We start from the raw sequence: 22790 nt of genomic DNA, 5'->3' as shown, positions 1-22790 counted from the left end.
GTCAGATCGCTGACCGAATGTCGGTCAGCGCAAAGTCACCACCCTTGTAGAGCAACGGCGCATCGAGCAACTTGGCAAGCGCATAGCTCATACAGTCGCCATAATTGAGCTGGGCGGGCTTGCCGCCGAAGCGAGCCAATGCCGTATGCGCGATGGTCAGCAACTCGTCGTGCCATGGAACGACTTCGAGGACCGAGTCGTCCAACCAGTCGCGTGCCGCCATCATACCTTCGAGACCATTTCGGCGGTAGAGGACAGACAGGAACTCAAACGCAGTAGGGGCGCCGATCAAATAACGGCCGGGTTGTGACAGAACACCGCCGAAAAGGTCACCGTCCGGTTCTGCAAAAACAATGGCGCACAGTGCAGAGGTATCGACGACGATCAATGCGGCAAACCGTCGGCGTCATAGAGGATTTCATCGGGATGCCGATCATCGAGTATCGGCGCGGCTGCAATTCGTGCTTGAACGTCGCGGATCGCTGCCCAAACTTTGGCTGCACGCTCAGCATCTGGCTCGGGTTTTTGGCCTTCCCGCTCCAGCGCCTCGGTGACGGCGCGGCGGATGGCACCGGTATAGCTCGTGCCGTGAAGCCGGGCATATTGCCGCACCAGCCGATCCGTCTGGGCATCTTTAATGCTCAAGGCCATTGCAACGCTTTCTATAATTTAGTCTTCAATTATAGAATTTAGCCTGTCGCGGCGCAAGCCCTTCCGACCGGCCGCCGCTTCGCCTAACAGAGCGCTCATGTGGCAGCTCTACCAGTTCACCCTGTGCCCCTTCTCGCGCAAGGTCCGCATCCTGCTCGGCGAGAAGGGCGTGGGTTACGAGTTGAAGCGCGAGGCGCCATGGGGGCGCCGTGACGAGTTTCTCGACATGAACCCCGCCGGCCAGACCCCGGTCATGGCCGATTCCGAGAAAGGCCTGGTGCTGATCGATTCGATGGCGATCTGCGAATATTTCGAGGAAACCATCGACAAGGCGGCGATGATCAACGGCACCGCCGCCAATCGCGCCGAAACGCGGCGGCTGGTCGCGTGGTTCGACAATCAATTCTACCGCGACATCACCGCACCGCTGCTGCACGAGCGGATGGTCAAGCGCCTGGTCGACCGCGCCGCGCCCGACGGCAAGGCGCTGCGCGAAGCGATGAAGGCAGCGGTCGGCCATCTCGATTATGTCGATTATCTGCTCGGTCACCGCACCTGGATTGGCGGCGCGACAATGGGCCTTGCCGATCTCGCCGCCGCCGCGCAGATTTCGGTCGCCGATTATCTGGGCGGGATCGACTGGCGCGGGCATGAGGAAACCGCGCGCTGGTATCGCGGCTTCAAGAGCCGACCGAGCTTCCGCCCGATCCTCGCCGAGCGGATGGAGACAATCGCCCCGCCCGCGCATTATGACGATGTCGACTTCGATTACTGATGTTTGAGAAGCCCGATGCACGTCGAGCATGATCGCGCCGCCGCCGCTGCCCCGACCATCGCGTTCGACGATTGGCTGGCGGTCGATATCCGCGTCGGCACGATCGTGTCGGCCGAGCCGTTCCCGGAAGCGCGCAAGCCCGCTTACAAGCTGGTGATCGATTTCGGCCCGGCGATCGGCACGCGCAAAAGCTCCGCGCAGATCACCGAGCATTACGCGCTGGCGGATTTGCCGGGCACGCAAGTCGCGGCGATCGTCAACTTCCCGCCGCGCCAGATCGGCCCGTTCATGTCCGAAGTGCTGACGCTGGGGTTTCCGGATGCTGAGGGCAAAGTAGTGCTGGTGCGGCCGAGTGTGGCGGTGCCGAATGGGGGACGGTTGTTTTAGGGGGGCGCCGGAGCGGCGGGTGTGGGGTGGTAAGCAGATGCCCGCCTTCGCCGTCGCCCCGTGCTTGACACGGGGCTTGGCTTTTCTTCGTCCGCCGCCGCAGCGATAGTCGGCCCATGGAAAAGGGCGGCTGGGTATACATCATGGCAAACCGCTATCGTGGCGGCATGTATATCGGCGTAACCGCGGACGCCTTGGCGCGGGTCTACAGACACCGCAAGGGAACAGGCTCGCGCCATGTCGCAGACTTTGGCAAGACCCGGCTGGTCTATGTCGAACGTCATGAGGAGATCATGCAGGCGATCGCTCGAGAAAAGCTCGTCAAGAAATGGCGGCGGGAGTGGAAGTTCGCGCTGATCGAGGCAGAAAATCCCGATTGGGAGGATCTGTGGGAGCGGTGGTTCGGCGCGGCACCGGCAGCAGATTAGCCTAGCCCCGTGTCAAGCACGGGGCGACGAATGCAGAGTTACCGCTATTGAGGCGGTAGCCGACCAAGACGGTAAAGCGACCACATGGCAGCTTCGCTCATCTTATGGGCATTAGCAGGCAGGCGGCAAACGGTCCGCACGCCACCCCTGTCCTACACCCCGAACCCATGTCACCCTCTGCCGATGGCGCGCGTTCTGCCTCGCTCCAACACTCTTCGCCACGGCAGTTACCACCAGAGGAGGGCAACAAAGCGGGGACGTAGTGTCAACTTTGTCAACTTCGGTGGCGCCGGGCTGCGGGCGACTCGGGGCGGGGGAGGGTGGCCGGCAGCGCGGCGGGACCGGGCGCGCCGATCGTCCGTGCTTCGCCACCCCCCATGGTCAGTGGGAACATTCGGGAACATTCGCGACGTTGCCCCCTGTAATCGGCGTGGCAACGCTGGCCGAGGCGCTCCAGAGCCCATTGATTCACAAGAGCAATCAGCGCCGCTGGTGCCTCCGCCCTCGCGCCGCCATCGCCAGCACCAGCGCGCCTGCCACGCCCGACAACAGCGAGCCCAGCAGCACGCCGATCCGCACCTCATCCTGCAGCACTGGCTGGCCGGGAAAAGCGAGGCCACCGATGAACAGGCTCATCGTGAAGCCGATGCCGGCGAGCAGCGCGAGGCCGTAAAGCTGCGTCCAGCTCATCCCCGCCGGTCGCCGCGCAATGCCGGTCCGTTCGGCGAGCGCGACGCCGCCCAAAATGCCCGCCTGCTTGCCGAAGAACAGTCCGGCGGTGATCGCGATCACCAGTGGCTGGCCAAGCGCGCTCGCCAGCCCTGCGCCGGTAACTTGTACGCCGGCATTGGCGAAAGCGAAGAGCGGCACGATCGCGAAGGCGACCCACGGCCCCAGCGCGTGCTCGAGCCGGTGGAGCGGCGATTGTGCGTCGTCGGGCGCGCCGGGCGATCGGGTGATCGGCACCAGCGTTGCGACGACCACGCCGGCAATCGTCGCGTGCACGCCCGATCGGAACATCAGCAGCCAAATGACGGCGAAGCCGAAGAAATAGGGCCACAGCGCGCGAGGGTGACGCCGACCGACCGCATAAAGCAGCGCCGCCACGCCGGCCGCCGCCGCCAGCGCGACGCCGTCGAGATGATCGGTATAGGCAATGGCAATGATCGCCACCGCGCCGAGATCGTCGACGATCGCGATCGTCGTCAGCAGCAGCCGCAGCGGCGCCGGCGCGCGCCGGCCGAGCAGCGCCATCACCCCGATCGCAAAGGCGATGTCGGTTGCCGAGGGGATCGCCCAGCCGCGCGTCAGCGCCGGATCGTGGCGAGTGATGACGAGATAGACCAGCGCCGGCACCGCCATCCCCGCTGCCGCCGCGATCACCGGCAAGCGCCGCGCCGCCGGGCGCGCCAGCTCGCCATCGATCAGCTCGCGCTTGATCTCGAGTCCGACGAGCAGGAAGAACACCGCCATCAGCCCGTCATTGATCCACAGCCGGATCGAGAGCGCGCCGTGTGCCGGGTCGATCGCCGGGCCGATCGTCGTGTCGAGCAAGGCCTGCTGGATCGGCGCCAGAACTGCGCTGTTCGCCGCGATCAACGCCAGCGCGGTTGCCGCCAACAGCACGATGCCGCCGGCGGTCTCGCTCGCCAGGAACGCGCGGAGCGCGGAAGTCGAGCGGGCGGATCGGCGAGCCATGCCAATGGGCGTAGCAAGCCGTCCGGGCGCCGGGTAGCGCAATCGGCGCCCGCGCCCTCGGAGTATCATGCACGCGACGCAATCGACATTGAGGCCGCCGCACAACCAACGGTTTTCGTTTCGGCGGCGCTGGATTGGGCGTATAAGACACTGGTGCGATTGGCGCACGGGAGCAACGCGATTTCGCGACGGGACATTTGGCTGTGGATGGGGGCGACTGCCGTGCTGGTCGTGCTGCTGTGGCTGCTACTGTTCGTCGCGCCGGCGTTGTTCAACGCCCATACGCGCACCGGACTCTGGGCCGCGCTTAGCCTCTTCCTTGCCACGCCGGCGCTGATCGCGGCGGTGATCGATGGCCTCGGTCGCCGCGCACGCTTGACGACGCCCGGCGACATCCGGGCACAAGGAGAAGACGATGTCATCGGATGAGATTATCGGGCAACGGCGCAATCTGGCGGGCTTGCTGGCGCGCCGGGGTGGATTGAGCGTCGGCATCATCGTGCTGCTGGCGCTCACGATCGTGTTCCTGTCGGAAGCGTTCACGCGGGTGCAGCCGGGCTATGTCGGCATTCGCGTCAACAATATCGGTCCCTCGGCGGGCGTGGTGTCAGAGCCGCTGCCGGTCGGCTGGTATTTCGCGCCGCCGGGAACGAACATCTATGAATATCCCGTGTTTACCCGCACTTATACCTGGACGCGGTCGCGCACCGAGCAGAATGAGGTCGACGAGTCGTTCAGCTTCCAGGACAAGAACGGCCTGGGTCTCTCGGCGGACGTCGCGGTCGCTTATCATGTCGATGCGACGCACGCGCCGATCCTGTTCCAGCGCTATCGCAGCGACATGGACGCGATCATCGCCGGCCCGTTGCGCAACGCGATCCGCAACGCGATCGTCGAGCGCGCCTCGCAATTGGGCGTCGAGGAGATTTACGGGCCGCACAAGAGCGAGCTGATCAACACCGCGCTGCGCCAGGTGCAGGCCTATTTCGCGCCGGTCGGCTTGGACGTCGAGCAGCTTTATTGGGCGGGCAATATCGTCGTGCCCGATGCGGTGCTGCAGCAGATCAACGCCAAGATCGCCAATGAGCAGGCGGCGCTCGCGGCGCAAGCCAATGTCGCCACCGCAACCGCCAATGCCCAGGCGCGCGTCGCCAAGGCTGAGGGTGATGCGAAGGCGATCCAGGTCGAGGCAGAAGCGATCCGCACCAATCCGGAGATCGTCAAGCTGCGCGCGGTCGAGAAGTGGGACGGCAAGCTGCCGACCTATACCGGCAACGGCCCGCTGCCGTTTGTCGATGTGAAGTAACGCAAATCCTCCCCTGCAAGGGGAGGGGGACCGCGCCCGCAGGGCGTGGTGGAGGGGTATCCTTCTTTCGGGGGCACCATACCCCTCCACCATTCGCGTACCGCGAATGGTCCCCCTCCCCCGATGGGGGAGGATTTTAGCGTGCCAGCGCCTCGGCGATCAGCTTGCGGCTGTTGTCGATGCCGTAAAGCGCGATAAAGCTGCCCATCCGCGGGCCTTGGGAGGAGCCGAGCAGCGTTTCGTAGAGTGCCTTGAACCAATCGCGGAGCTCGGCGAACCCGCCGGTCTTGCCGATCTCGTAGACGATGTTCTGGATGTCCTCCGCGCTCGCCCCCGCCGGCAGCGTGGCAAGTTCGGCATCGAGCCGCTCCAGCGCGGTGCGCTCGGTGGCATCGGGCGCCCGGCGGTGGAGCGTCGGCGCGACGAAATCGCGGGCATAAGCCAGCGCCCGGTCGATCAGCGGATCGAGGTCGGGGTAGCGTTCGGGGCTCGCGTCCGGCACATAATTGGCGAGGTAGCCCCAAACCTGCTCGCGCGTCGCTTCGGCCATCACGCCGACCAGATTGAGCAGCAGGCCGAACGTCACTGGCAGCGTGCTGGTCGGCACATCGCCATTGTGGATATGGTGAACCGGGTTGCCGAGCTTTTCCTTGAGTGGTTGGGCCGGATAATTGCCGCGGAACTGCCAGTAATCATCCACCGCTCGCGGGATCAGGCCTAGATGCAGCGACTTGGCCTTCCTGGGTTCGCGATAGATGTAGAAGGCCAGGCTCTCTTCCGAGCCATAAGTCAGCCACTGCTCGATCGACAGGCCATTGCCCTTGGACTTAGAGATTTTCTCGCCATGCTCGTCGAGGAACATCTCGTAATTGAAGCCTTCGGGCGGCCGCGCGCCGAGCACACGGGCGATCTTGCCCGATTGGATGACCGAGTCGATCAGGTCCTTTCCCGCCATTTCATAATCGACGCCGAGCGCGACCCAGCGCATCGCCCAATCGACTTTCCATTGCAGCTTGGCCCTGCAGCCGAGGATCGACTGCTCGACGCGCTCGCCCTCGTCCTCGAAGGCGATCAGCCCGGCGTCGGCATCGATCACTTCGACCGGCACTTGCAGCACGATGCCCGAGGTCGGGCTGATCGGCAGCACCGGCGAATAAGTCGCGCGGCGCTCGGCGCGCAGCGTCGGCAGCATCACGTCCATGATCGCGTCGTAGTGGCGGAGGACGTTCTTCAGCGCGTCGTCGAATTTGCCCGATGTATAATATTCGGTCGACGAAGCGAACTCATAGTCGAAGCCGTACTGGTCGAGGAACTGGCGCAGCATCGCGTTGTTGTGATGCGCGAAGCTTTCATGGCAGCCGAACGGGTCGGGAATGCGCGTCAGCGGCTTGCCGAGATACTGGCTGAGCATCTCGCGGTTGGGCACATTGTCGGGCACCTTGCGCAAGCCATCCATGTCGTCGCTGAACGCGATCAGCTGGGTGGGGATGTCGCTGATCGCCTCGAACGCGTGGCGGACCATCGTCGTGCGCAGCACTTCGTTGAAGGTGCCGATATGCGGCAGGCCCGAGGGGCCATAGCCCGTCTCGAACAGCACATAGCCCTTAGCCGGCGCGCCATCGGGATAGCGTTTCAGCAGCTTGCGCGCTTCCTCATACGGCCAGGCCTTTGATTCCAGCGCGGCGGCGCGCAGCTCGTCCACTTGTGCGTTGCCCTTTCGTTCCTGTTCGGCCACGGTGGTGGCGGAAATGCCGGCCTCTTTGCCTTATCCTGCCCTCTATGCAAGCCATGGCGGCATCTGGATCGCCGAGGGGCCGCGCGCGCGTGAGGTCGGCCGGCGGGAGGCGATAAGGCTGGCAGCCGAGACGCCGGTGATCCTGCTCAACGCGGTGCTGGCGGCGCAGCGGCTGGGTTATGCCGAGCTTTCGGGGCTCGATCTGCTGGAGTTGTTCGCTTTCCTCCACCCCACGCGCTTTATGGTGCCGACGCCCAAGGGCTTGGCGCGCGCGGTCGGGCTGGGGGTACCGGCGAGCGATGGCGATGTCGCGCCGTTGCTGCTCGCGGCGGCGGAGCGGCTGCTGGCGGTGCCCGAAGGCGACTGGCCCGAGCGCGAAGGGACGTGGACGGCGCTGCAATCGCTGGGGCGGCTGCGCTGGCCCTGGGCAGCGGCGCTGAGCGGACGGATCGATCGGCCAGTGGAAAATGAGCGCTTCCTGTTCTCGAAGCTGCCCGAATGGCAGGAAGCCGCGCCGCGCCCGCAGCCGTTGAGCGTCACGCTCGATGCGCCGGCGGTGCTCGATCGGCTCGACCGGCTGACCGGCTCGACCGCCGAGGCCCGCCCTGGCCAGCGCGCCTTTGCCGAAGCGGCGGCCCTGGCCTTCGCGCCGCGCGCGCATCGCGATGCGCCGCAGCTGGTGCTGGCGGAAGCGGGCACGGGGATCGGCAAGACCCTCGGCTATCTCGCGCCTGCGTCGCTGTTCGCCGAGCGCTCGGGCGGGGCGGTGTGGGTCTCCACCTTCACCAAGGCGCTGCAGCGGCAATTGGGGCATGAGACGGCGCGGCTTTACCCCAACGATGCCACCCGCCGCGCGCGCGTCGTCACCCGCAAGGGGCGCGAGAATTATGCCTGCCTGCTCAACCTGGAGGATGCGCTGCAAGGCGGCTTCCTCGGCCGCGCCGGCATCTTCGCGCAGCTCGTCGCGCGCTGGGCGAGCTATAGCGCGGATGGCGATATGGTCGGCGGCGATTTGCCCGGCTGGTTGCCCACGTTGTTCCGCCGCGCCGGCGCGACCGCGCTGACGGATCGGCGCGGCGAGTGCGTCTATGCCGGCTGCCCGCATTACCGCAAATGCTTCATCGAGCGCGCCTCTCGCGCCAGCGCCGAGGCCGATATCGTCATTGCCAACCACGCGCTCGTCATGGTCAACGCCGCGCGCGGGCGCGAAATGGCGACGCGGCCGACGCGCTATGTGTTTGACGAGGGGCATCATCTGTTCGACGCCGCCGATGCGATGTTCTCCGCCGCGCTGACCGGCGCCGAGGCAATTGAGATCAGGCGCTGGGTGCTGGGACCGGAAGCCAATGCGCGCGGGCGGCGGCGGGGGCTGGCGGCGCGGCTGTCCGATGTCGCGAGCTATGACGAGCAGGGTGGCATCGCGATCGCCGACGCAGCGACGACGGCGCAGGCGCTGCCCTCGACCGGCTGGCTGCAACGGCTGGCGGAAGGCGAGCCGTTCGGACCTATCGAGGCGCTGCTCGCGGCGGTGCGCGGGCTGGTCTATGCGCGCTCCGAGGATCGCGATGACGCGGGCTATGGGCTGGAGACAGAGCTTGCCGCGCCCGATGCCGCACTGGTCGAGGCGGCCGGGCCGGCGGCCGCCGCGCTCGATGCGTTGTATCGCCCGCTCGTCGCGCTCGGGCATCGGTTGCAGGCGGTGCTCGACGATGGGCCGGACTGGCTCGATGGGCCGGCGCGGGCGCGGATCGATGGCGCGATCGCCTCGCTTGGCTGGCGAGCGGAGACGGTCGCGGCGTGGCGCGCGTTGATCGCGCGGATCGACGGCCCGGTCGACCCCGATTTCGTCGACTGGCTGGCGGTGGCGCGGGTCGAGGGGCGCGATGTCGATGTCGGGCTGCACCGCCACTGGCTCGATCCGACCCGGCCGTTCGCGCAAGCCGTGCTCAAGCCGGCGCAAGGCGCGCTCATCACCTCGGCGACGCTGCGCGCCGGTGGCGGCTGGGAAGTGGCGGAAGCGCGCACCGGCGCCAGTCATCTCGGTCATCCGCCTGCCGAGTTCGAAGCACCGAGCCCGTTCGATTACGCAACCGCCGCCGAGGTGTTGATCGTGACGGACGTGAAGAAAGGCGATCTCCCGGCGCTCGCCAATGCTTATGCCCGGCTGATCGCGGCAGTGGGCGGGGGCACGCTGGGGCTGTTCACCGCGATACGCCGGCTGCGTGCGGTCCACGCTCGCATCGCCGACCGGCTGGCGCGCGACGGCCTGCCGCTCTACGCCCAGCATGTCGACCCGATCGACACCGGCACGCTCGTCGACATCTTCCGCGACGACAGCCGCGCGTCGCTGCTTGGCACCGATGCGCTGCGCGACGGCGTCGATGTGCCCGGCCACTCGCTGCGGCTCGTGGTGATGGAAGGCGTGCCCTGGGCCAAGCCCAGCGTGCTCCACACCGCGCGGCGGCTGGCCAATGGCGGCGCGGCTTATGACGACCGCATCGTCCGCGCGCGGCTGGCGCAGGCGTTCGGGCGGCTGATCCGGCGGCAGGGCGACCATGGCGCGTTCGTGCTCTTGTCCGCTGCGATGCCGAGCCGGCTGCTCGGCGCTTTCCCACCTGGCGTGCCGATCGCGCGGGTCACGCTCGACGAGGCGATCGAGCGAGTGCGTCTTTCATCTGTCGCACGGCTGGGGCATGAGGGATCGGCGTTGACGGCCGATGGAGCGCGGGCTTGAAGACCTTGACCTTGCTGCGGCACGCCAAATCGGGGTGGAACGACCCGGTCGCGCGCGACTTTGACCGGCCGCTCAACGACCGCGGCCGCCGCGCCGCGCAGACGATGGGGCGGTATCTTCGCAGTATCGATCTCGGCTTCGACCATGTCGTCGCCTCGCCGGCCAAGCGCGTGGTCGAAACGCTGGAGGAGGTCGGTCGTGGCTATGGCCAGGCGATCGAACCCGCATGGGACCGGCGCATCTACCTCGCCTCGGGATCAACGCTGCTCGATGTGGTGGCCGATCTGCCTGCCGGGGCGAGCCATGCGTTGCTTGTCGGGCATAATCCTGGGCTTGAGGATCTGGCGCTGATGCTGGTCCCCGATCAGGCCGGTAATGACCTGCGCGATGCGCTCGAAACCAAATATCCGACCGCGACGCTGGCGACGATGACGCTCGACATCGATGCCTGGGCGGACGCCGCGCCGGGGTGCGCGACGCTCGACCGCTTCGTTCGCCCGCGCGATCTCGATCCCGCGCTGGGGCCGGAAGACGACTAGGGGCAACTCTTTTCTTGTCGTCACCCCGGCCTTGAGCCGGGGTCCCGCTATTACCGAGCGGTCGAAGAAGCTGGACCCCGGCTTAAGGCCGGGGTGACTGTTGCGGTTTGGCTGGCGCGCCGTTTAGTCGCCCTTCCCTTTCAACGCCGCCAGCGCCGCGAACGGCCCGGCCTCGCTCTCGCTCTTGATGCCCGCCGCGCGGAGCGCCGCGTCGGCATCGGGCGCGCGGGGGTAGGGGTCAAGCGCGAGCGCCATCGTCTCGGCTGCTGCCTCGCCGAGATCGATGGCGCCGCCGGTAAAGCTGACGACGTCGCAATCATCCTCGCTCAGCTCGATCTCATCGTCGGGCGGCGTGTCGAGCGCAGTTTCGGGCACGAAGCGGAGCATCGCCGGGGTGTCGATCGTCGCGGGCAGCGGCACGCCAGTCGCGATGCACGCCTGCGTTACCGAAGCCGTCACTGTGCCTCGCGCCATGATCGCCGCGCCGTCGCGCCAGATGTCGAAGCTGGCGTGGAGGGCATCGATCGCGATCAGGTCGAAGCGTTTGGCGAGTGCCGCGCGCTCGGTCGCGTCGGCATCGATCGATACGGCGCGAGGCGCCGTGCCGATGGTATCGACCCGCTGCGGGCGCGAAAATTCGGGTGGGATCATGGAAGCTTGCCCGCCGCCAGTGCGTCCATCGGCAAGGCGGCCAGCCGATCCGCCAGCGTACGAAGCGATTGCTCGACATGCGCGACTGCGGCCGGCGTCGGCGACGCGCTGCGATACAAGTTGCGCTTCAGCACCTCACCGAGATCGCCGCCGGCCAATGCCTCGCGATACGCGCCCAGCCGCCCGCCAAGCATGCCGACCATCTGCCCGACTTGCTTGCCCAGCCCCACATCGCCGATGCCCAGTTCGCGCAGTTGCGCGTCCATATCGGTGATGAACCGCTCGGTCAGCGCCACGCCAAGCGGCGCGCCATCGGTCTCGCGATCAAGGCGGATCAGCACCAACGCGAGTACGGCAGCGATCATATCGAATCGGCCATCGGGCGTGTCGGCGACGCCGCCTTCAAGATACCAATGCGGCGCGCGGGCGAGCGCGACTACGGCATCATAAAGCGGTGCTGCATCGGCAGCGCGACGCGATGAACGGAAACGGTCGAACAATCCCATGCCGGCTCTCTGGCTGCCCGGCCTTGTTTGACCGCGCATTGCGGCATATTGAGGCGATCGGGCGGTGATGCAATGCCGCGCTTTGGACCTATACGCGACGCGCTCTGACTTGGGTGGCGGCGCCGGGAGAATTGAATGCGTCGCGCCGCGATTAAGCCTGCCCTGTTGATTGTTGCGTCGCTGGCCGCCGTGTCGCTCGGCGGGTGCAAGTCGCTCAAGGGCCATACCGGCTATGTGATCGATGCCGATCTCGTCAATTCGGTGCAGCCGCGCGTCGATAACAGGGATTCGGTGCAGAAAGTGCTGGGCACGCCGACCTTCACCTCGCAATTCAACGATCGCGAATGGTTCTACGTTGCTCGCGACACCAAATATCTGGGCTACACCCACCCCAAGCCGACTTCAGAACAGGCGATCCGCGTCAAGTTCGACGAGCAGGGCACGGTGACTTCGATCAGCAAAACCGGGCTGGAGCTGGCGAGCAACGTGAGCCCCTATCGCAAGGTCACCCCGACGCTCGGCCGCAAACGCAGCTTCTTCGAGCAGTTGTTCGGCAATATCGGCACCGTCGGCGCGCTGCCCGGCGGTGGCGGCCAGGGTGGCCCCAGCGATACGCCCTGATACCGGCGCGCTGCGCGCTATTGGGAGGCACTTTCTCGCATAACCCTATTTCCCGGCGATATGTGCTGGTCCGGTAGCGCTTGCGCTCAGCGCATCGTGAAGACGACCTGATCGACGATGCGCCCGCCAAGATCGATCAGCTGTAATTGGTGCCGGCCGGGGCCGGCCATCATCATCGGATGCGCATCGGCGGCGCCAAGGTCGCGGCGATCGAGCAGCACATGGTGGGTGGCGACATCGCCCGAGGTTTCCACCGCCAGCGCCTGATTCTTGATCGGGATGTCGGGATCGAGGGCATAGACGCTGCCGGAGACCGGGCTGGTGATGTGCGGCCGTCGCGCCTCGGGCGGGGCGAAGGCGATTTGCGTCTGGGCTGTGCCTTTCAGGAAATATTCGGCGCGAGGCTGCTCGATCGCATTGGCGAAGCTGATCCGCCGCCGCTCGACCCCCGCCGGCATCGGCATGGGCGCGGCTGCCCCCCGCGCGCCGAGCGCCAGCATCACGTCGCGCCACACCGGCGCCGCGCCGCTGGTGCCTGAGACGGCGCGCATCGGGTCGCCCTCCAGATTGCCGACCCACACGCCGACCGTGTAGCGCGGGGTGAAGCCGATGCACCAATTGTCGCGCATCGCCTTCGACGTGCCGGTCTTGACCGCCGCCCAGAAGGGCAGGCGCAGCGCATTGTCGAGGCCGAAAGTGGCGACGCGCGCATTGGGGTCCGCAATCATGTCGGCGACCAGCCAGGCCGCGGCGGGTGTGGTGATGGCGCGGAGCGGCTCGCGCGGGTCTTTCATGGTCAGCCTCAGCGGTGCCCAGCGGCCACCCAGCGCCAGGCTGCGATAGGCGGCCACCTGCTCCATCAGTGTCACATCGGCTGAGCCGAGCGCGAGCGAATAGCCGTAGAAATCGCCATCCTCGGTCAAGCCGCGATAGCCGCTATCCCATAACCGGTCGCGAAAGCTCTGCACGCCGACCAGCAACAGCGTGCGCACCGCCGGCACGTTGAGCGAGCCCGCCAGCGCGCTCCTCACCGACACCGGCCCCTTGAAGCCCTTGTCGTAATTCTGCGGCACATAAAGGCCCGACGCGGTGTCGAGCTGGACGGGCGAATCGTCGAGGATCGAGGCGGGAGTGACATAGCCCTTCTCGATCGCCTGGGCGTAAAGGAACGGCTTCAGCGTCGATCCCGCCTGGCGATAGGCTGAGGCGCCATCGACATCGGGCGCGGTCGATCCGCCGCGCACGCCGCCGACATAAGCCAACACATCGCCGCTCGCATTATCGACGACGATCACTGCGCCATCACGCGCGCGCGACGGGCCGAGCCCGCCCAATTGGCGGCTGAGCGCTATGGTGGCAAGGCGCTGAATATCGGCATCGAGCGTGGTCGTCACGCGCATTCCCGGCTGGTCGAGCAGCCGCTGCGCGAGGTGCGGGGCAAGGCCGGGGTCGAGCGCCAAGCTGCGCGCCGGGCCGACCATCGCATAGGCGGGCGCGTTGAAGCGGGTGCAGTTGCTCGCCTGCGCCAGGTGGCAAGCGCGCCGCGCGATCTGGTCCGGCTTGGCATTGGGATCGGGCAGCAGGGCAGCGAGCAAGGTCGCGTCATCCGCCGACAGAGCATCGGGCGTCTTGCCGAACAGGCCGAGTGCCGCAGCACCGATGCCCTGTGCTTCGCCGCGATAACCGGCGAGGTTGAGATAGCCCTCGACGATCTGGTCCTTGCTCCACCCGCTTTCGATTGCCCAGGCTGCGCGGATCTGGCGCAGCTTGTCCCACACTGACCGCGCGCCGGGGCGGGCAAGGTCGGGCGCGAGATAGCCCGCCAGCTGCATGCTGAGCGTGCTCGCTCCGCGGGTGCGGTGGCCACGCGCCCAATCACGCGCCGCACCGGCCAGGCTCAGCCAGTCGACGCCGCCATGCCACCGGAAACGCTTGTCTTCGCCCGCGATGATCGCACGGGGGGCGGCCGGCGCGATCTGATCGAGCGGCACCCAGGCGAGGCGCCGCGCGCGGAAATTGACGCGCACCGTATCGATCAGCCGGCCGTTGCGGTCATAGAGCCACGCTTCGGAGGGCTGGAAGGCGTGGCGCGCCTCGGCATAGCTCGGCATAGGCGGGGGGAGCGTCGCGTAGTCGGCCGTCGCGGCGAGCGCGACGAGCAGGGCGATGCCGACGCCGATCAGCCCGTTGCGCGAGGTGAGCGCGAGCCAGGCGCGGTCGCCCCAGCGCAGGAAAGCGATGGCCCGCTTGCCGAGCCGCTGGGCGAGCGCCTCGATCTTGGAACGCCACACCATCTCGATCAGCGCGCCACCGCCTCCCTCACTGCGCCGCGATCGTCACTGGCGCATTCGGCACGCTGGCGTGGATGGCGGGCGCGTACATCGCCTCGACATGCGTCGGCGGCAGATTGTAGCGGCCCGGCGTGTTGAGCCGCATGACATAGGCGACGCTGAACGTGCCGCGCGGCACCCAGTCGAAATAGGCGCGATAGCCATCATTGCCGCGCTCGACATAGCTGGCTTTCACGCCCGCCTGCACATCCCATAATTTGCCGCCGATCACTGCGTTGAACACCGATCCGCCGCCGTCGCTGCCCTGGGCGGCGAGCAGTTTCGACTGGTTGGCCTGATCGCCAATGATCGTTGCGCCGGCGGGAATCGGGTCACTGACCACCACCCAATTCCGCTCGGCACTCGCCTCGACGGTGATGACGACGCGGACGACGTCGCCGCGCGACCATTGCCCCGGATGCTTGGCCTGAACCATCGTCACCTGGCGGCTGACTTTGTAGCCCGCGAACAACGGCGCCTTGAGCGGGACGGCCGCCGACACTGCGACTGTCGCCCATGGCCCAGCACCGCCCGCTTGCGCCAGCTTGAGCGGGGTCTGCTGCGCGGGCAGCGGCAGGGTGAAGCTGCGCTGCGCCGGGGCGAGCGGCCAGCTCAACGAGCGGGTGGTGTTGCCGAGCAAGGCGGTGGTGATGCCCGCGATCTTCTCCGCCGGATAGAGCCCGGCGAATTTGCGCGCGGCGATCGTGCCCCAGGCGTTCGCCGTCGTCGTGTCCCAGCGGCCGTGCGACTGGCGGCTGGCGACGCCAACCATGATCTTGGGCGCCTCGTCATTCCAGCCGGGGCGGCCCAGTACCGCGATCAACGCTTTGATCGAGCCTTCATCGGCCGAGCCCATCAGCCACCACGGCGCATTGTCCTGGTCGGTCAGGTCGAGCCTTGTGCCTTCATAAACGAAGCGGCTTCGCAGCACGGCTTCGGCCTGTTTGTGGAGCGCAGCCCCGTTGGCAAGGCCGGGGACATGATCGAGCGCGACGATGTAATCGGCGAGCGGCCCGGTCGGCATTTCGGCGGGCGTAATGCCGAGCTGGCCGAGCATCGCCGGGGTCGCCGCGCCCGCCCGCGCCAGCGCGCTGAACGCCGCGGCGCGCCGCAAGCGCACATCGCCATAAGTCTCATGCCGGATGCGGCCATCGACCACCGCCTTCAGCCCCTCGATCATCTTCGAGCGCGGGCCTTCGGGCAGGGTCAGGCCGGCTTCGGACGTGATCGCCAGCACATAAGCGGTCAGCGCTTCCGACCCGTCGAGCGTGTCGGACGGCCAGTAGCGGAGCAGGCCATCGGGCGCCTGGTAAGTCGGCAAATCGCCGGCCAGCGCGGTCCAGCCGCCGGTGTCGCCCAGCGCGACGATGCGCGACAGCCGCTGCTCGAAGCAGTCATAGGGATAGCGCCGCATGAAATCGCGCACCCCTTCCAGCGGCGGCGCCAGCGTATCGTCGAGCCGGATCGAGACGAGACCACGGCCCGGGAGCGCGCCCGCGGGCGGCGCAATCGGGATTTGGGTGTTCGCCGCGACGCGGGTCAACGCGCCCGCCCAGACTTCCACCGGCACGGCGGGGATGACTTGCTGGGTCACGGTGATCTGGTCCGCCGCCTTGCCCCCCTCGGCCTTGGCCGAGACATGCCAGCTGAGATTGGCGCTGTCGGGTACGTCGGGCGCGAACAGGTTCCACGCGACCGGCACCGCGCCACCCGCCGGGATCGTCACTTTCAGCACATGGCCGGTGGCGATGGCGGGCGTCAGCGCGACCGAAGCACTGACCGTCATCGGTGCGCCCGAGCTGTTCCTGAGCGTGAAGATGCCGCCATAATAATCGCCCGAGCGGACGAGCTGGGGCAGGCCCGAGAAGATCTGCAAATCCTGGCTCGCGCGGATCGTCGCCTCGCCGCTGCCGAACAGATCAGCGCCGTCGGTGGCGACGGCAACCAGCTTGAACGCCGTCAGTACGTCGTTGAGCTGGACCGGCACGCGCGCATGGCCCTTGGCGTCGAGCGCGACATGGCCCTGCCACAGCAGCACCGGCTGGAAATTCTGGCGATTAAGGCCCGAGGTATCGCCGCCACCGCCACCGCCACCGGCTTCAACCGCCTTCTTGCCATAATGCCGCTTGCCGACGACCTGGGTCTGTGCGGTCGAGGTGAGCACGGCGAGCGACCGCTCGCCCATCATCGCGGTCAGCACATCGGTCGACGTGTTCGGCGCGATCTGGAGCAATGCCTGGTCGACCGCGATAAAGGCGACATCGGCCGATTGCGCCGGCTTGCCGTCGGGCCGCGCCACCGCGACATCGACCTGCGCGACATCGCGCGCGGCGTAGCGCTCCTTGTCAGCCTTGACCGCGACGCCCAATTGATGCGCTTCCCAGCCGACCTTCGCCTTGGCGATACCGAGGCGATAGCTCGGCTTGGCGAGATCGACCGTCGCGGTCGGCTCGGTCGGCTCGGCCGAGCCGAACGGCAGGCCCCATTGATGCGCCAGATTGCCAAGCCAGCTCCAGAAGCCCGTCACCCGCCCGCGCACGACCATCACCGAGACGAAAACATCGGGCGCGTAAGAGCCCGGCATCTTCACCTCGACCACCGGATCGGTGCCCGACAGCTCGGTCGTATAGCTCGCCAGCACGCCCTCGCGCTCAACGGTGACGAGCGCGGTCGCGTCGCGGAACGGCATGCGCACCTGGAAGCGGGCGATGTCGCCGGCCTTGTACGATTGCTGCTCGGGGATCACGTCCATGCGGTCGCCATTGTCGCCGCCGAACCACCAGTCATCCTCGCCGACCAGCCAGACCGAGGTTGTGGTGTGCGTCTCGTTGCCCGCGGCGTCCTTGGTCGTCGCGACCGCATAGACTTCGCCCGAGACGCCGGGGTTCACCTGGCATTGTGCCAACCCCTGCGTGTCGCTCGTCACTGAGCAGCTGGCGGAGAGCTTGGTCGTCTTCACCTGATTGTCATAGGCGTAAAAGCCACCGATCAGCCGGCGCCGCGCGGTCAATATCTGGCGACTGTAGAGCGAGACATCGACATGCTGGCCGGCAACCGGCTTGCCCTGGGTGTCGAGCGTGACGAGGCGCAGGCGCAGATCGTCATGCTTCATCAGCCAGCCATCGGTCTTCATGCCGATCTGGACGGCAGCGGGGTAGATCGGGATCGACTTGGAGGCGGTCAGCGTCTCGCCATTCGCATCCTGATAATCCATCTCGACCTGCATATTGGCGAGGCCGGGCAGCGATTGCGGTACCTCCACGCTTTGCGACAGCGTGCCATCGGCGCGCAGCGTGGCGGGCAGCGTCTGGGTGGGCGGCAAGGGCGTGGTTTCGTCCTCGTCATTGCCGTTCATCGGCTTGGTGCCCTCGGCAACCGCCTGGCCGCCGAACGTATAGGCGTCATAGCCGTCGGGCGTCTTGTCGCTGGCGAACCAGCCGACGCGCAGCTGCACCGGCAGATTGGGCGCGCCGCCGCCTGACAGGTAACCTACGAACAGGTCGAGCGGCAGCGTCTTGGGCTTGACCGCAGCGTCCTTGGGCCCGGTCACGCTCGCGCGCATCGTCGGCAGCTTATACTCGTCGACCCGCACCGACTGGCCAGTCGAGATGGTCTTCTCGTCCGTGATCACTGACAGGTCGTAATCGCCCATCGGTGCGCCTTTGGGCGCGGTCCAGCTCGTCTCGCCGATGCCATTGGCGTCGATGGTGAGGGGCATGTCGAACTGCGTGTCCGACCCGCGATGCGACAGGCGCAACGTGCCCTCGAACGCCTCGCCAACCGCGAACCCCGCGCCGACCGGCTTGCGGATGATATGCTTCATATGCACCGTCTCGCCCTGGCGGACGAGCGCGCGGTCGAACACGGTGTGGATGATGTCGTCGCGCGCTTCATAGCCATAGGGCAAGTCGAAGTCGTACGGGCGGATGCCTTCGCCCCAGCTGGTGAGGGTAAAGCTCATGTCGTCGGCCAGGCGTGCCGAGATCATCAGCGGATGCTGGCCGTATTGACAGTCACCATAGGTTTCGGGCGCGGGGAGACCGGCGGGCGCGAACACGCCGCCCGAGCCATCGGTCTTGCCATGCGCGAGCAACTGGCCGCTGCAGCTGTCGGTCACTTGCACTTCGGCGCCGGCAACAGGTTTGCCGCTGTCGAGATAGGTCACCCAGGCCAGGCTGCGCTCGCGGCCCCATTTGAAGTGCACCGCCATGTTGGTGACGAGCGCGGCCGTCGCGACATAGCGCGGCGCCGGGCGGCCGAGCAGTGCCTGGCCGAGCACGGGGCTGGCCAGTTCCACCACATAGAAGCCGGGCTTGGTGAGCGGGATGCCAACGACCTCAAAATCCTTGCCCTTGCCGGGTAGGCCGACCTGGAGCGGGCTGGCCCCGGCGGCGAGGATGGGCTTGGCGCCGGTGTCGTTGACGCGCACCGTCTTGCCGGCGCGGGTGACTTCGTGGTCGGCGGTCTTGTCGGCGTCTGCCACGGTGCGCAGCCATTGCGCGATCGCGCCATCGCCGTCCACGCGCTGCGCGCCGCCGCCGATCATCTGGTTTTTGCCTTGTAGCGCGGGTTCGACGTTGCGAACCGTCACAGGCAGCACGCCGCCTTCCTTGAGCTCGAGAATGCCGAAGCTCGCCGCGAACTTGACCAAAGGCGGGGCGGCATCGAAGCGCACGTCGAGCGGGAAGCGCTCGGCATTGCTCAACGGGCGACCGCTTTCGTCCTTGATGCCGGCGGGCAGGATCAGCTTGGCAGCCGTGGCGTAAGGCAGCGGCGGCGCGAAAGCGATGTCGGCGGTGGTGGCGCTGGTCTTTTGGTCGGTGTGATCGGTGCTGGTGTCGGCCTTGGGCGCGATCACCTTGCCGTCGGGCAGTTGTATGCGGATCTGGTTGGCGAGGCTGGTGGCGATCGGCGCGGAGAAGCGCACCCACGCTTTCTCGACCGGCGAGCAACCCGCCTGGGCATTGGTGCGGCTGCATTCGAAGCGCGCGGTGAAGGGTTTGCGCACGGTATAGTCGAAGCGCTGGTCGGCGCCCGCCTGCTTGCCGCTCGCGCCTGCGATCTTGCCCGACCAGACCAGCGACACGGCGCGGCCGGGGGGCAGCGGCCGGTGGCACTTGACCGCGATCACCGATCCCAGCGCCGCCTGCCGTTCCTTGGCCGCGGCGGGCAGCATCGCGGGCAGGCCGGCCTTGTCGAGGAAATTGCTGACTTCCCAGCGATCAGTGCCGATCTGGCCGAGCAATTGAGCGGGCAAGTCGGCGCTCAGCACGTCGACCGGAATCTTCTCGCCTAGCCCGTCGACCGCGCAATAGGCATTGGCGGCAACTGATTGCGGCGTCGGCGCCAGATTGGCGGCGACGAGGAAGACCTGATCCTCCTCGATTTCCGAGCCGTCCTCGCTGGGCAACACCGCGCGCGCGGTCGGGCCGCCGGCATCGACCTTGAAGGTCTTCTGGCCACCCACTTCATAGCCGCTTGCACTTTTCAGCCCGTCGTTGAGGGTGAAGGTGCAGACCGTGCCGCCCGGCAACGGGCCCTTGAATTCATGAACAAAGGTCTGCTGGTCGACCCAGCGGCCTTCGCCAGCGATCGGGCAATCGACCTTAAAGGGAGAGGCGGCACGGGGGTCGCCCAACGGCACCATCGCCTGGCTGAAGCGCACGGTGAAGCGCTCGATCGCACCGTTGCCGACGCCCGGTGTCGCCATCACCACTTGCGGGCTGCTGTCGCCCAGCGCGGTGACCGGCGCGAGCGCCAGGGCAAGGAACGCCAACCGATGCATGCGCTTCATGGGACTCTCCCCCCGCCCAGAATCTGTCGTGAAACTACCGGTCCGTGCCCGCCAAATCCATCGCGAAATCTTTTCGCCAAGTGCTTGATCTTGCGGAGTCGTGGCGCATCATCCCGCAATTGCGCGACTCGTGGGGGAAAGAGTTGAGCGGGGGTTTGATTGAAGCGGCGCCGGTGCTCGCCGGCTGGGACGCGGCGACTCGCGAATTGCTGTTGTTCGCCGCTGTCGGCTTTCTCGTCGGTGGCATCGACGATCTCGCCATCGACCTTGTCTATCTGTGGCAGCGCTGGTTGGGCGTGTGTGGGTTGGCCTCGACAGCCATTCGGCTCGGCAACGGCCATGGCCGCATCGCCGTCTTCATTCCCGCCTGGGATGAGGCCGGCGTGATCGACGCGATGCTGCGGCACACGCTCGCGACCATCGATCATCCCGATTACCGCATCTATGTCGGCACTTATCCCAATGATCGCGCGACGATCAGCGCGGTCGCCCACGTCGCCGAAAGCGATACGCGCGTCCGTCTCGTGATCGGTTCGGCAAACGGCCCGACGACCAAGGCCGATTGCCTCAACGCGCTGTGGCGCGCGTTGGCGCGCGATGTCGCGCTCGATGGCGAGCCGGTGCGCGCGATAGCGCTGCACGATGCCGAAGATGTGGTTCACCCGCTCGAGCTTCGGCTGTTCGATGCGCTGCTCGACGAGCATGACGCAGTGCAACTGCCCGTCCAGCCGCTGCCGCACCGACGATCGCGGTTGATCGGCGGGCATTATCTCGATGAGTTCGCCGAGGCGCACGGCAAGCAACTCGTGGTGCGCCAGGCGCTCGGCGCCGCGCTGCCGCTTGCGGGTGTCGGCTGCGCGATCGGGTATTCGGTGATCGCGCGGATCGCTGCCGAGCGCCAAGGCGCGCCCTTCGATGCCGACAGCCTGACCGAAGATTACGAGCTCGGGCTGCGCATCGCGGCGCTGGGCGGTCGGGCGACGTTTGCGCGGGTACGCCCGGCAGCGGGCGAGCCGCTGATCGCAGTCAACGCCTATTTCCCGGCGACCATCACGGCGGCGGTGCGGCAAAAGGCGCGCTGGATGACCGGGATCGCGCTCGCCGGCTGGGATCGCACCGGTTGGGGGCAGTGGCACGCCTGGGGTGAGCATTGGATGCGAATGCGCGATCGCCGCGCTCCATTGGCAGTGCTAGTGCTCGTCGCGGCTTATGTGGGGCTGGTCGGCGGTACGGTGTCGATGGCAGGCCGCGCTGTCGTCGCCCAAACCGGCGCGCCGCCCTTGCTGCCGGCGTGGCTGGTAGCGGTGAACCTCTCGCTGCTCGCGTGGAGGCTAGTCTGGAGAGCGGCCTTCACCGCTCGGGTCCATGGCTGGGGCGAAGCGGCCCTGTCCGTCCCGCGGGCGATCATCGGCAATGTGATCGCGATGCTGGCGGCGCGGCGGGCCCTTGTGACCTATGTCGCGCAATTGCGCGGCGGGCCGACTCGCTGGGACAAGACGGAGCACCAATTTCCCGATCGCCTTCCGTTCGGCCAGCCATGAACGGACCGGGCCGCCCGTTGCGCTTTCTCGGCGCGGTCCTTGGCGGCTGGATCGGCTTGCGCGTCGTCATGCTCTGGCCAGCGATGCCGCTGCCGGCGCTCGCGGCGCGGCATTTGGCGTTGGTCCCGCCCGCCAGTGCCGCAATCCCGACTAGCGCCACGCCCTCGTTGGGCCGCGCGGAGCGTGCCGCCTCGTTGCCACCGCCATCGCCAGCGTCGATCTTCGAGGCGCCCGCGCCCCAGCTCATCGCCGCTTCGCTCATCGTCCCCGATCCGCCTTTTGCCGGATTGGTCGTACCCGCTCGACGCTCCCACGGCGCTGCAATCGCCGGGGCGATGCTCGGGCTCACAAGCTTCGGCACGGCGACCGCTCTGCCGTCGGTCGATATCGCACCGATCATCCCACTTGGTATATCGGCCAACCGGCTCGCCAAGCCGGGCCGCACGGCGACACGGTGGCGAGCAAGTTTCTGGCTGTTCGCGCGGGGCGGCAGCGAGCAGGGCGGGCTGAGCGGCGGAACGCTGGGTGGGGATCAGGCGGGCGCGCGGGTCGGCTATCTCGTCGACTCGGCGCGGCGGTTGACCATCTATGGCCGCGTGTCTTCGGCGCTCGCTCACCCACAAGCCGAAGCGGCATTCGGGGCCGACTGGCAGCCGACGCGCCTGCCGATCCACCTGATCGCCGAAGACCGGGTGCCGCTGCAGCAGGGACTTGGTGGTCCAGCGCTTGGTGTCATCGCGGGCGCAGGACCGTTGACGGTCGTGCATAATTTCCGGCTGGAGGCTTATGGTCAGGCCGGCGTCATCCTGCGCAATGGTGGGGTCGGCTTTGCGGATGGCGCGGCGCGGCTCGATCGGCCCGTTGCCAAAGCAGGCGCAGTGCGGCTGTCGCTCGGCGGCGGCGTGTGGGGCGCAATCCAGCCTGACGCCGCGCGCATCGATCTCGGCCCCGCGCTGACCGCCGATCTGCCGATCAAGACGCATCAAGTCCGCCTCTCGCTTGACTGGCGGGAGCGCGTTGCCGGCGGCGCGCACCCGGTATCGGGGCCGGCCATCACCCTCGGCGCCGATTTCTAAAAAGCGTGGCATGGCGCG

At 67.2% G+C, this 22790-nt stretch carries 18 protein-coding genes; 10 read left to right on the top strand and 8 right to left on the bottom strand.

Annotated elements, in window-relative coordinates; all coding sequences use genetic code 11:
- Nucleotide 1: 1 nt before the first annotated feature.
- The gene (locus ACLB0R_RS03890) at nucleotides 2-388 is read right to left on the bottom strand and encodes a type II toxin-antitoxin system VapC family toxin (RefSeq protein WP_416642036.1); all 387 of its coding nucleotides are present in this window, start codon (nucleotides 386-388) and stop codon (nucleotides 2-4) included.
- Nucleotides 385-651, bottom strand: a complete 267-nt coding sequence (locus ACLB0R_RS03885; RefSeq protein ID WP_416642035.1) for a type II toxin-antitoxin system VapB family antitoxin — start codon at nucleotides 649-651, stop codon at nucleotides 385-387. Before ACLB0R_RS03885 ends, ACLB0R_RS03890 begins: the two co-directional genes overlap by 4 nt.
- A 97-nt stretch (nucleotides 652-748) precedes the next feature.
- Here ACLB0R_RS03885 and ACLB0R_RS03880 point away from each other — a divergent pair, with 97 nt between their 5' ends.
- The 3 genes from ACLB0R_RS03880 to ACLB0R_RS03870 all read left to right on the top strand — a co-directional run bounded on the left by ACLB0R_RS03880 (nucleotide 749) and on the right by ACLB0R_RS03870 (nucleotide 2241).
- Complete coding sequence (locus ACLB0R_RS03880; protein ID WP_416642034.1) at nucleotides 749-1426, top strand: glutathione S-transferase family protein; 678 nt, start codon at nucleotides 749-751, stop codon at nucleotides 1424-1426.
- Between the two features lie 15 nt (nucleotides 1427-1441).
- Complete coding sequence (locus ACLB0R_RS03875) at nucleotides 1442-1813, top strand: tRNA-binding protein (RefSeq protein WP_416642033.1); 372 nt, start codon at nucleotides 1442-1444, stop codon at nucleotides 1811-1813.
- A 116-nt stretch (nucleotides 1814-1929) separates the two neighbouring features.
- Nucleotides 1930-2241 carry a GIY-YIG nuclease family protein gene (locus ACLB0R_RS03870; RefSeq protein ID WP_416642032.1) on the top strand — a complete coding sequence of 104 codons (312 nt, stop codon included), beginning with the start codon at nucleotides 1930-1932 and terminating at the stop codon, nucleotides 2239-2241.
- Nucleotides 2242-2721: 480 nt separating this feature from the next.
- Here the strand turns inward: ACLB0R_RS03870 and nhaA are convergent, their stop codons facing one another.
- Nucleotides 2722-3939 carry a Na+/H+ antiporter NhaA gene (gene nhaA, locus ACLB0R_RS03865; RefSeq protein ID WP_416642031.1) on the bottom strand — a complete coding sequence of 406 codons (1218 nt, stop codon included), beginning with the start codon at nucleotides 3937-3939 and terminating at the stop codon, nucleotides 2722-2724.
- Nucleotides 3940-4146: 207 nt separating this feature from the next.
- On the opposite strand from nhaA, the gene ACLB0R_RS03860 reads away from it, so the two are divergent.
- Together ACLB0R_RS03860 and ACLB0R_RS03855 are read left to right on the top strand one after the other, a co-directional pair.
- Nucleotides 4147-4368 (top strand): hypothetical protein, encoded by a 222-nt coding sequence (locus ACLB0R_RS03860; protein ID WP_434953705.1) that lies wholly within the window; start codon nucleotides 4147-4149, stop codon nucleotides 4366-4368.
- Complete coding sequence (locus ACLB0R_RS03855) at nucleotides 4355-5245, top strand: SPFH domain-containing protein (protein WP_416642029.1); 891 nt, start codon at nucleotides 4355-4357, stop codon at nucleotides 5243-5245. The genes ACLB0R_RS03860 and ACLB0R_RS03855 overlap by 14 nt, the downstream gene beginning before the upstream one ends.
- Before the next feature lie 136 nt (nucleotides 5246-5381).
- On the opposite strand, the gene ACLB0R_RS03850 is transcribed toward ACLB0R_RS03855, so the two are convergent.
- Entirely contained in the window at nucleotides 5382-6980 is a 1599-nt protein-coding gene (locus ACLB0R_RS03850; RefSeq protein WP_434953703.1) for a lysine--tRNA ligase, read from the bottom strand.
- A gap of 13 nt (nucleotides 6981-6993) precedes the next feature.
- Between ACLB0R_RS03850 and ACLB0R_RS03845 the strand changes: the two genes are divergently transcribed.
- Together ACLB0R_RS03845 and ACLB0R_RS03840 are read left to right on the top strand one after the other, a co-directional pair.
- Complete coding sequence (locus ACLB0R_RS03845) at nucleotides 6994-9714, top strand: ATP-dependent DNA helicase (RefSeq protein WP_416642027.1); 2721 nt, start codon at nucleotides 6994-6996, stop codon at nucleotides 9712-9714.
- Nucleotides 9711-10253 (top strand): SixA phosphatase family protein, encoded by a 543-nt coding sequence (locus tag ACLB0R_RS03840; RefSeq protein WP_416642026.1) that lies wholly within the window; start codon nucleotides 9711-9713, stop codon nucleotides 10251-10253. The genes ACLB0R_RS03845 and ACLB0R_RS03840 overlap by 4 nt, the downstream gene beginning before the upstream one ends.
- 123 nt (nucleotides 10254-10376) lie before the next feature.
- On the opposite strand, the gene ACLB0R_RS03835 is transcribed toward ACLB0R_RS03840, so the two are convergent.
- Both ACLB0R_RS03835 and ACLB0R_RS03830 read right to left on the bottom strand, forming a co-directional pair.
- The gene (locus tag ACLB0R_RS03835; RefSeq protein ID WP_416642025.1) at nucleotides 10377-10904 is read right to left on the bottom strand and encodes a YceD family protein; all 528 of its coding nucleotides are present in this window, start codon (nucleotides 10902-10904) and stop codon (nucleotides 10377-10379) included.
- On the bottom strand, nucleotides 10901-11410 hold the full coding sequence (locus tag ACLB0R_RS03830) for a ubiquinol-cytochrome C chaperone family protein (protein WP_416642024.1): 510 nt from the start codon (nucleotides 11408-11410) through the stop codon (nucleotides 10901-10903). Before ACLB0R_RS03830 ends, ACLB0R_RS03835 begins: the two co-directional genes overlap by 4 nt.
- A 135-nt stretch (nucleotides 11411-11545) precedes the next feature.
- Here ACLB0R_RS03830 and ACLB0R_RS03825 point away from each other — a divergent pair, with 135 nt between their 5' ends.
- Entirely contained in the window at nucleotides 11546-12031 is a 486-nt protein-coding gene (locus ACLB0R_RS03825) for an outer membrane protein assembly factor BamE (protein WP_416642023.1), read from the top strand.
- A gap of 86 nt (nucleotides 12032-12117) precedes the next feature.
- Here the strand turns inward: ACLB0R_RS03825 and pbpC are convergent, their stop codons facing one another.
- Nucleotides 12118-14325, bottom strand: coding sequence for a penicillin-binding protein 1C (pbpC, locus tag ACLB0R_RS03820; RefSeq protein WP_416642022.1), 2208 nt, complete (start codon nucleotides 14323-14325; stop codon nucleotides 12118-12120).
- A 25-nt stretch (nucleotides 14326-14350) separates the two neighbouring features.
- On the bottom strand, nucleotides 14351-20155 hold the full coding sequence (locus ACLB0R_RS03815) for an alpha-2-macroglobulin family protein (protein ID WP_416642021.1): 5805 nt from the start codon (nucleotides 20153-20155) through the stop codon (nucleotides 14351-14353).
- Between the two features lie 158 nt (nucleotides 20156-20313).
- Here ACLB0R_RS03815 and ACLB0R_RS03810 point away from each other — a divergent pair, with 158 nt between their 5' ends.
- On the top strand, nucleotides 20314-21696 hold the full coding sequence (locus ACLB0R_RS03810; RefSeq protein ID WP_434953827.1) for a glycosyl transferase family protein: 1383 nt from the start codon (nucleotides 20314-20316) through the stop codon (nucleotides 21694-21696).
- Nucleotides 21693-22772, top strand: coding sequence for a hypothetical protein (locus ACLB0R_RS03805; RefSeq protein ID WP_416642019.1), 1080 nt, complete (start codon nucleotides 21693-21695; stop codon nucleotides 22770-22772). The genes ACLB0R_RS03810 and ACLB0R_RS03805 overlap by 4 nt, the downstream gene beginning before the upstream one ends.
- Nucleotides 22773-22790 lie beyond the last annotated feature (18 nt).

The organism is Sphingomonas sp. GlSt437 (genome assembly GCF_048015635.2).
Taxonomy (GTDB): domain Bacteria; phylum Pseudomonadota; class Alphaproteobacteria; order Sphingomonadales; family Sphingomonadaceae; genus Sphingomonas.
Note: the sequence above shows the minus strand (reverse complement) of the source record. Positions and strands in the feature narration are given on the sequence as shown.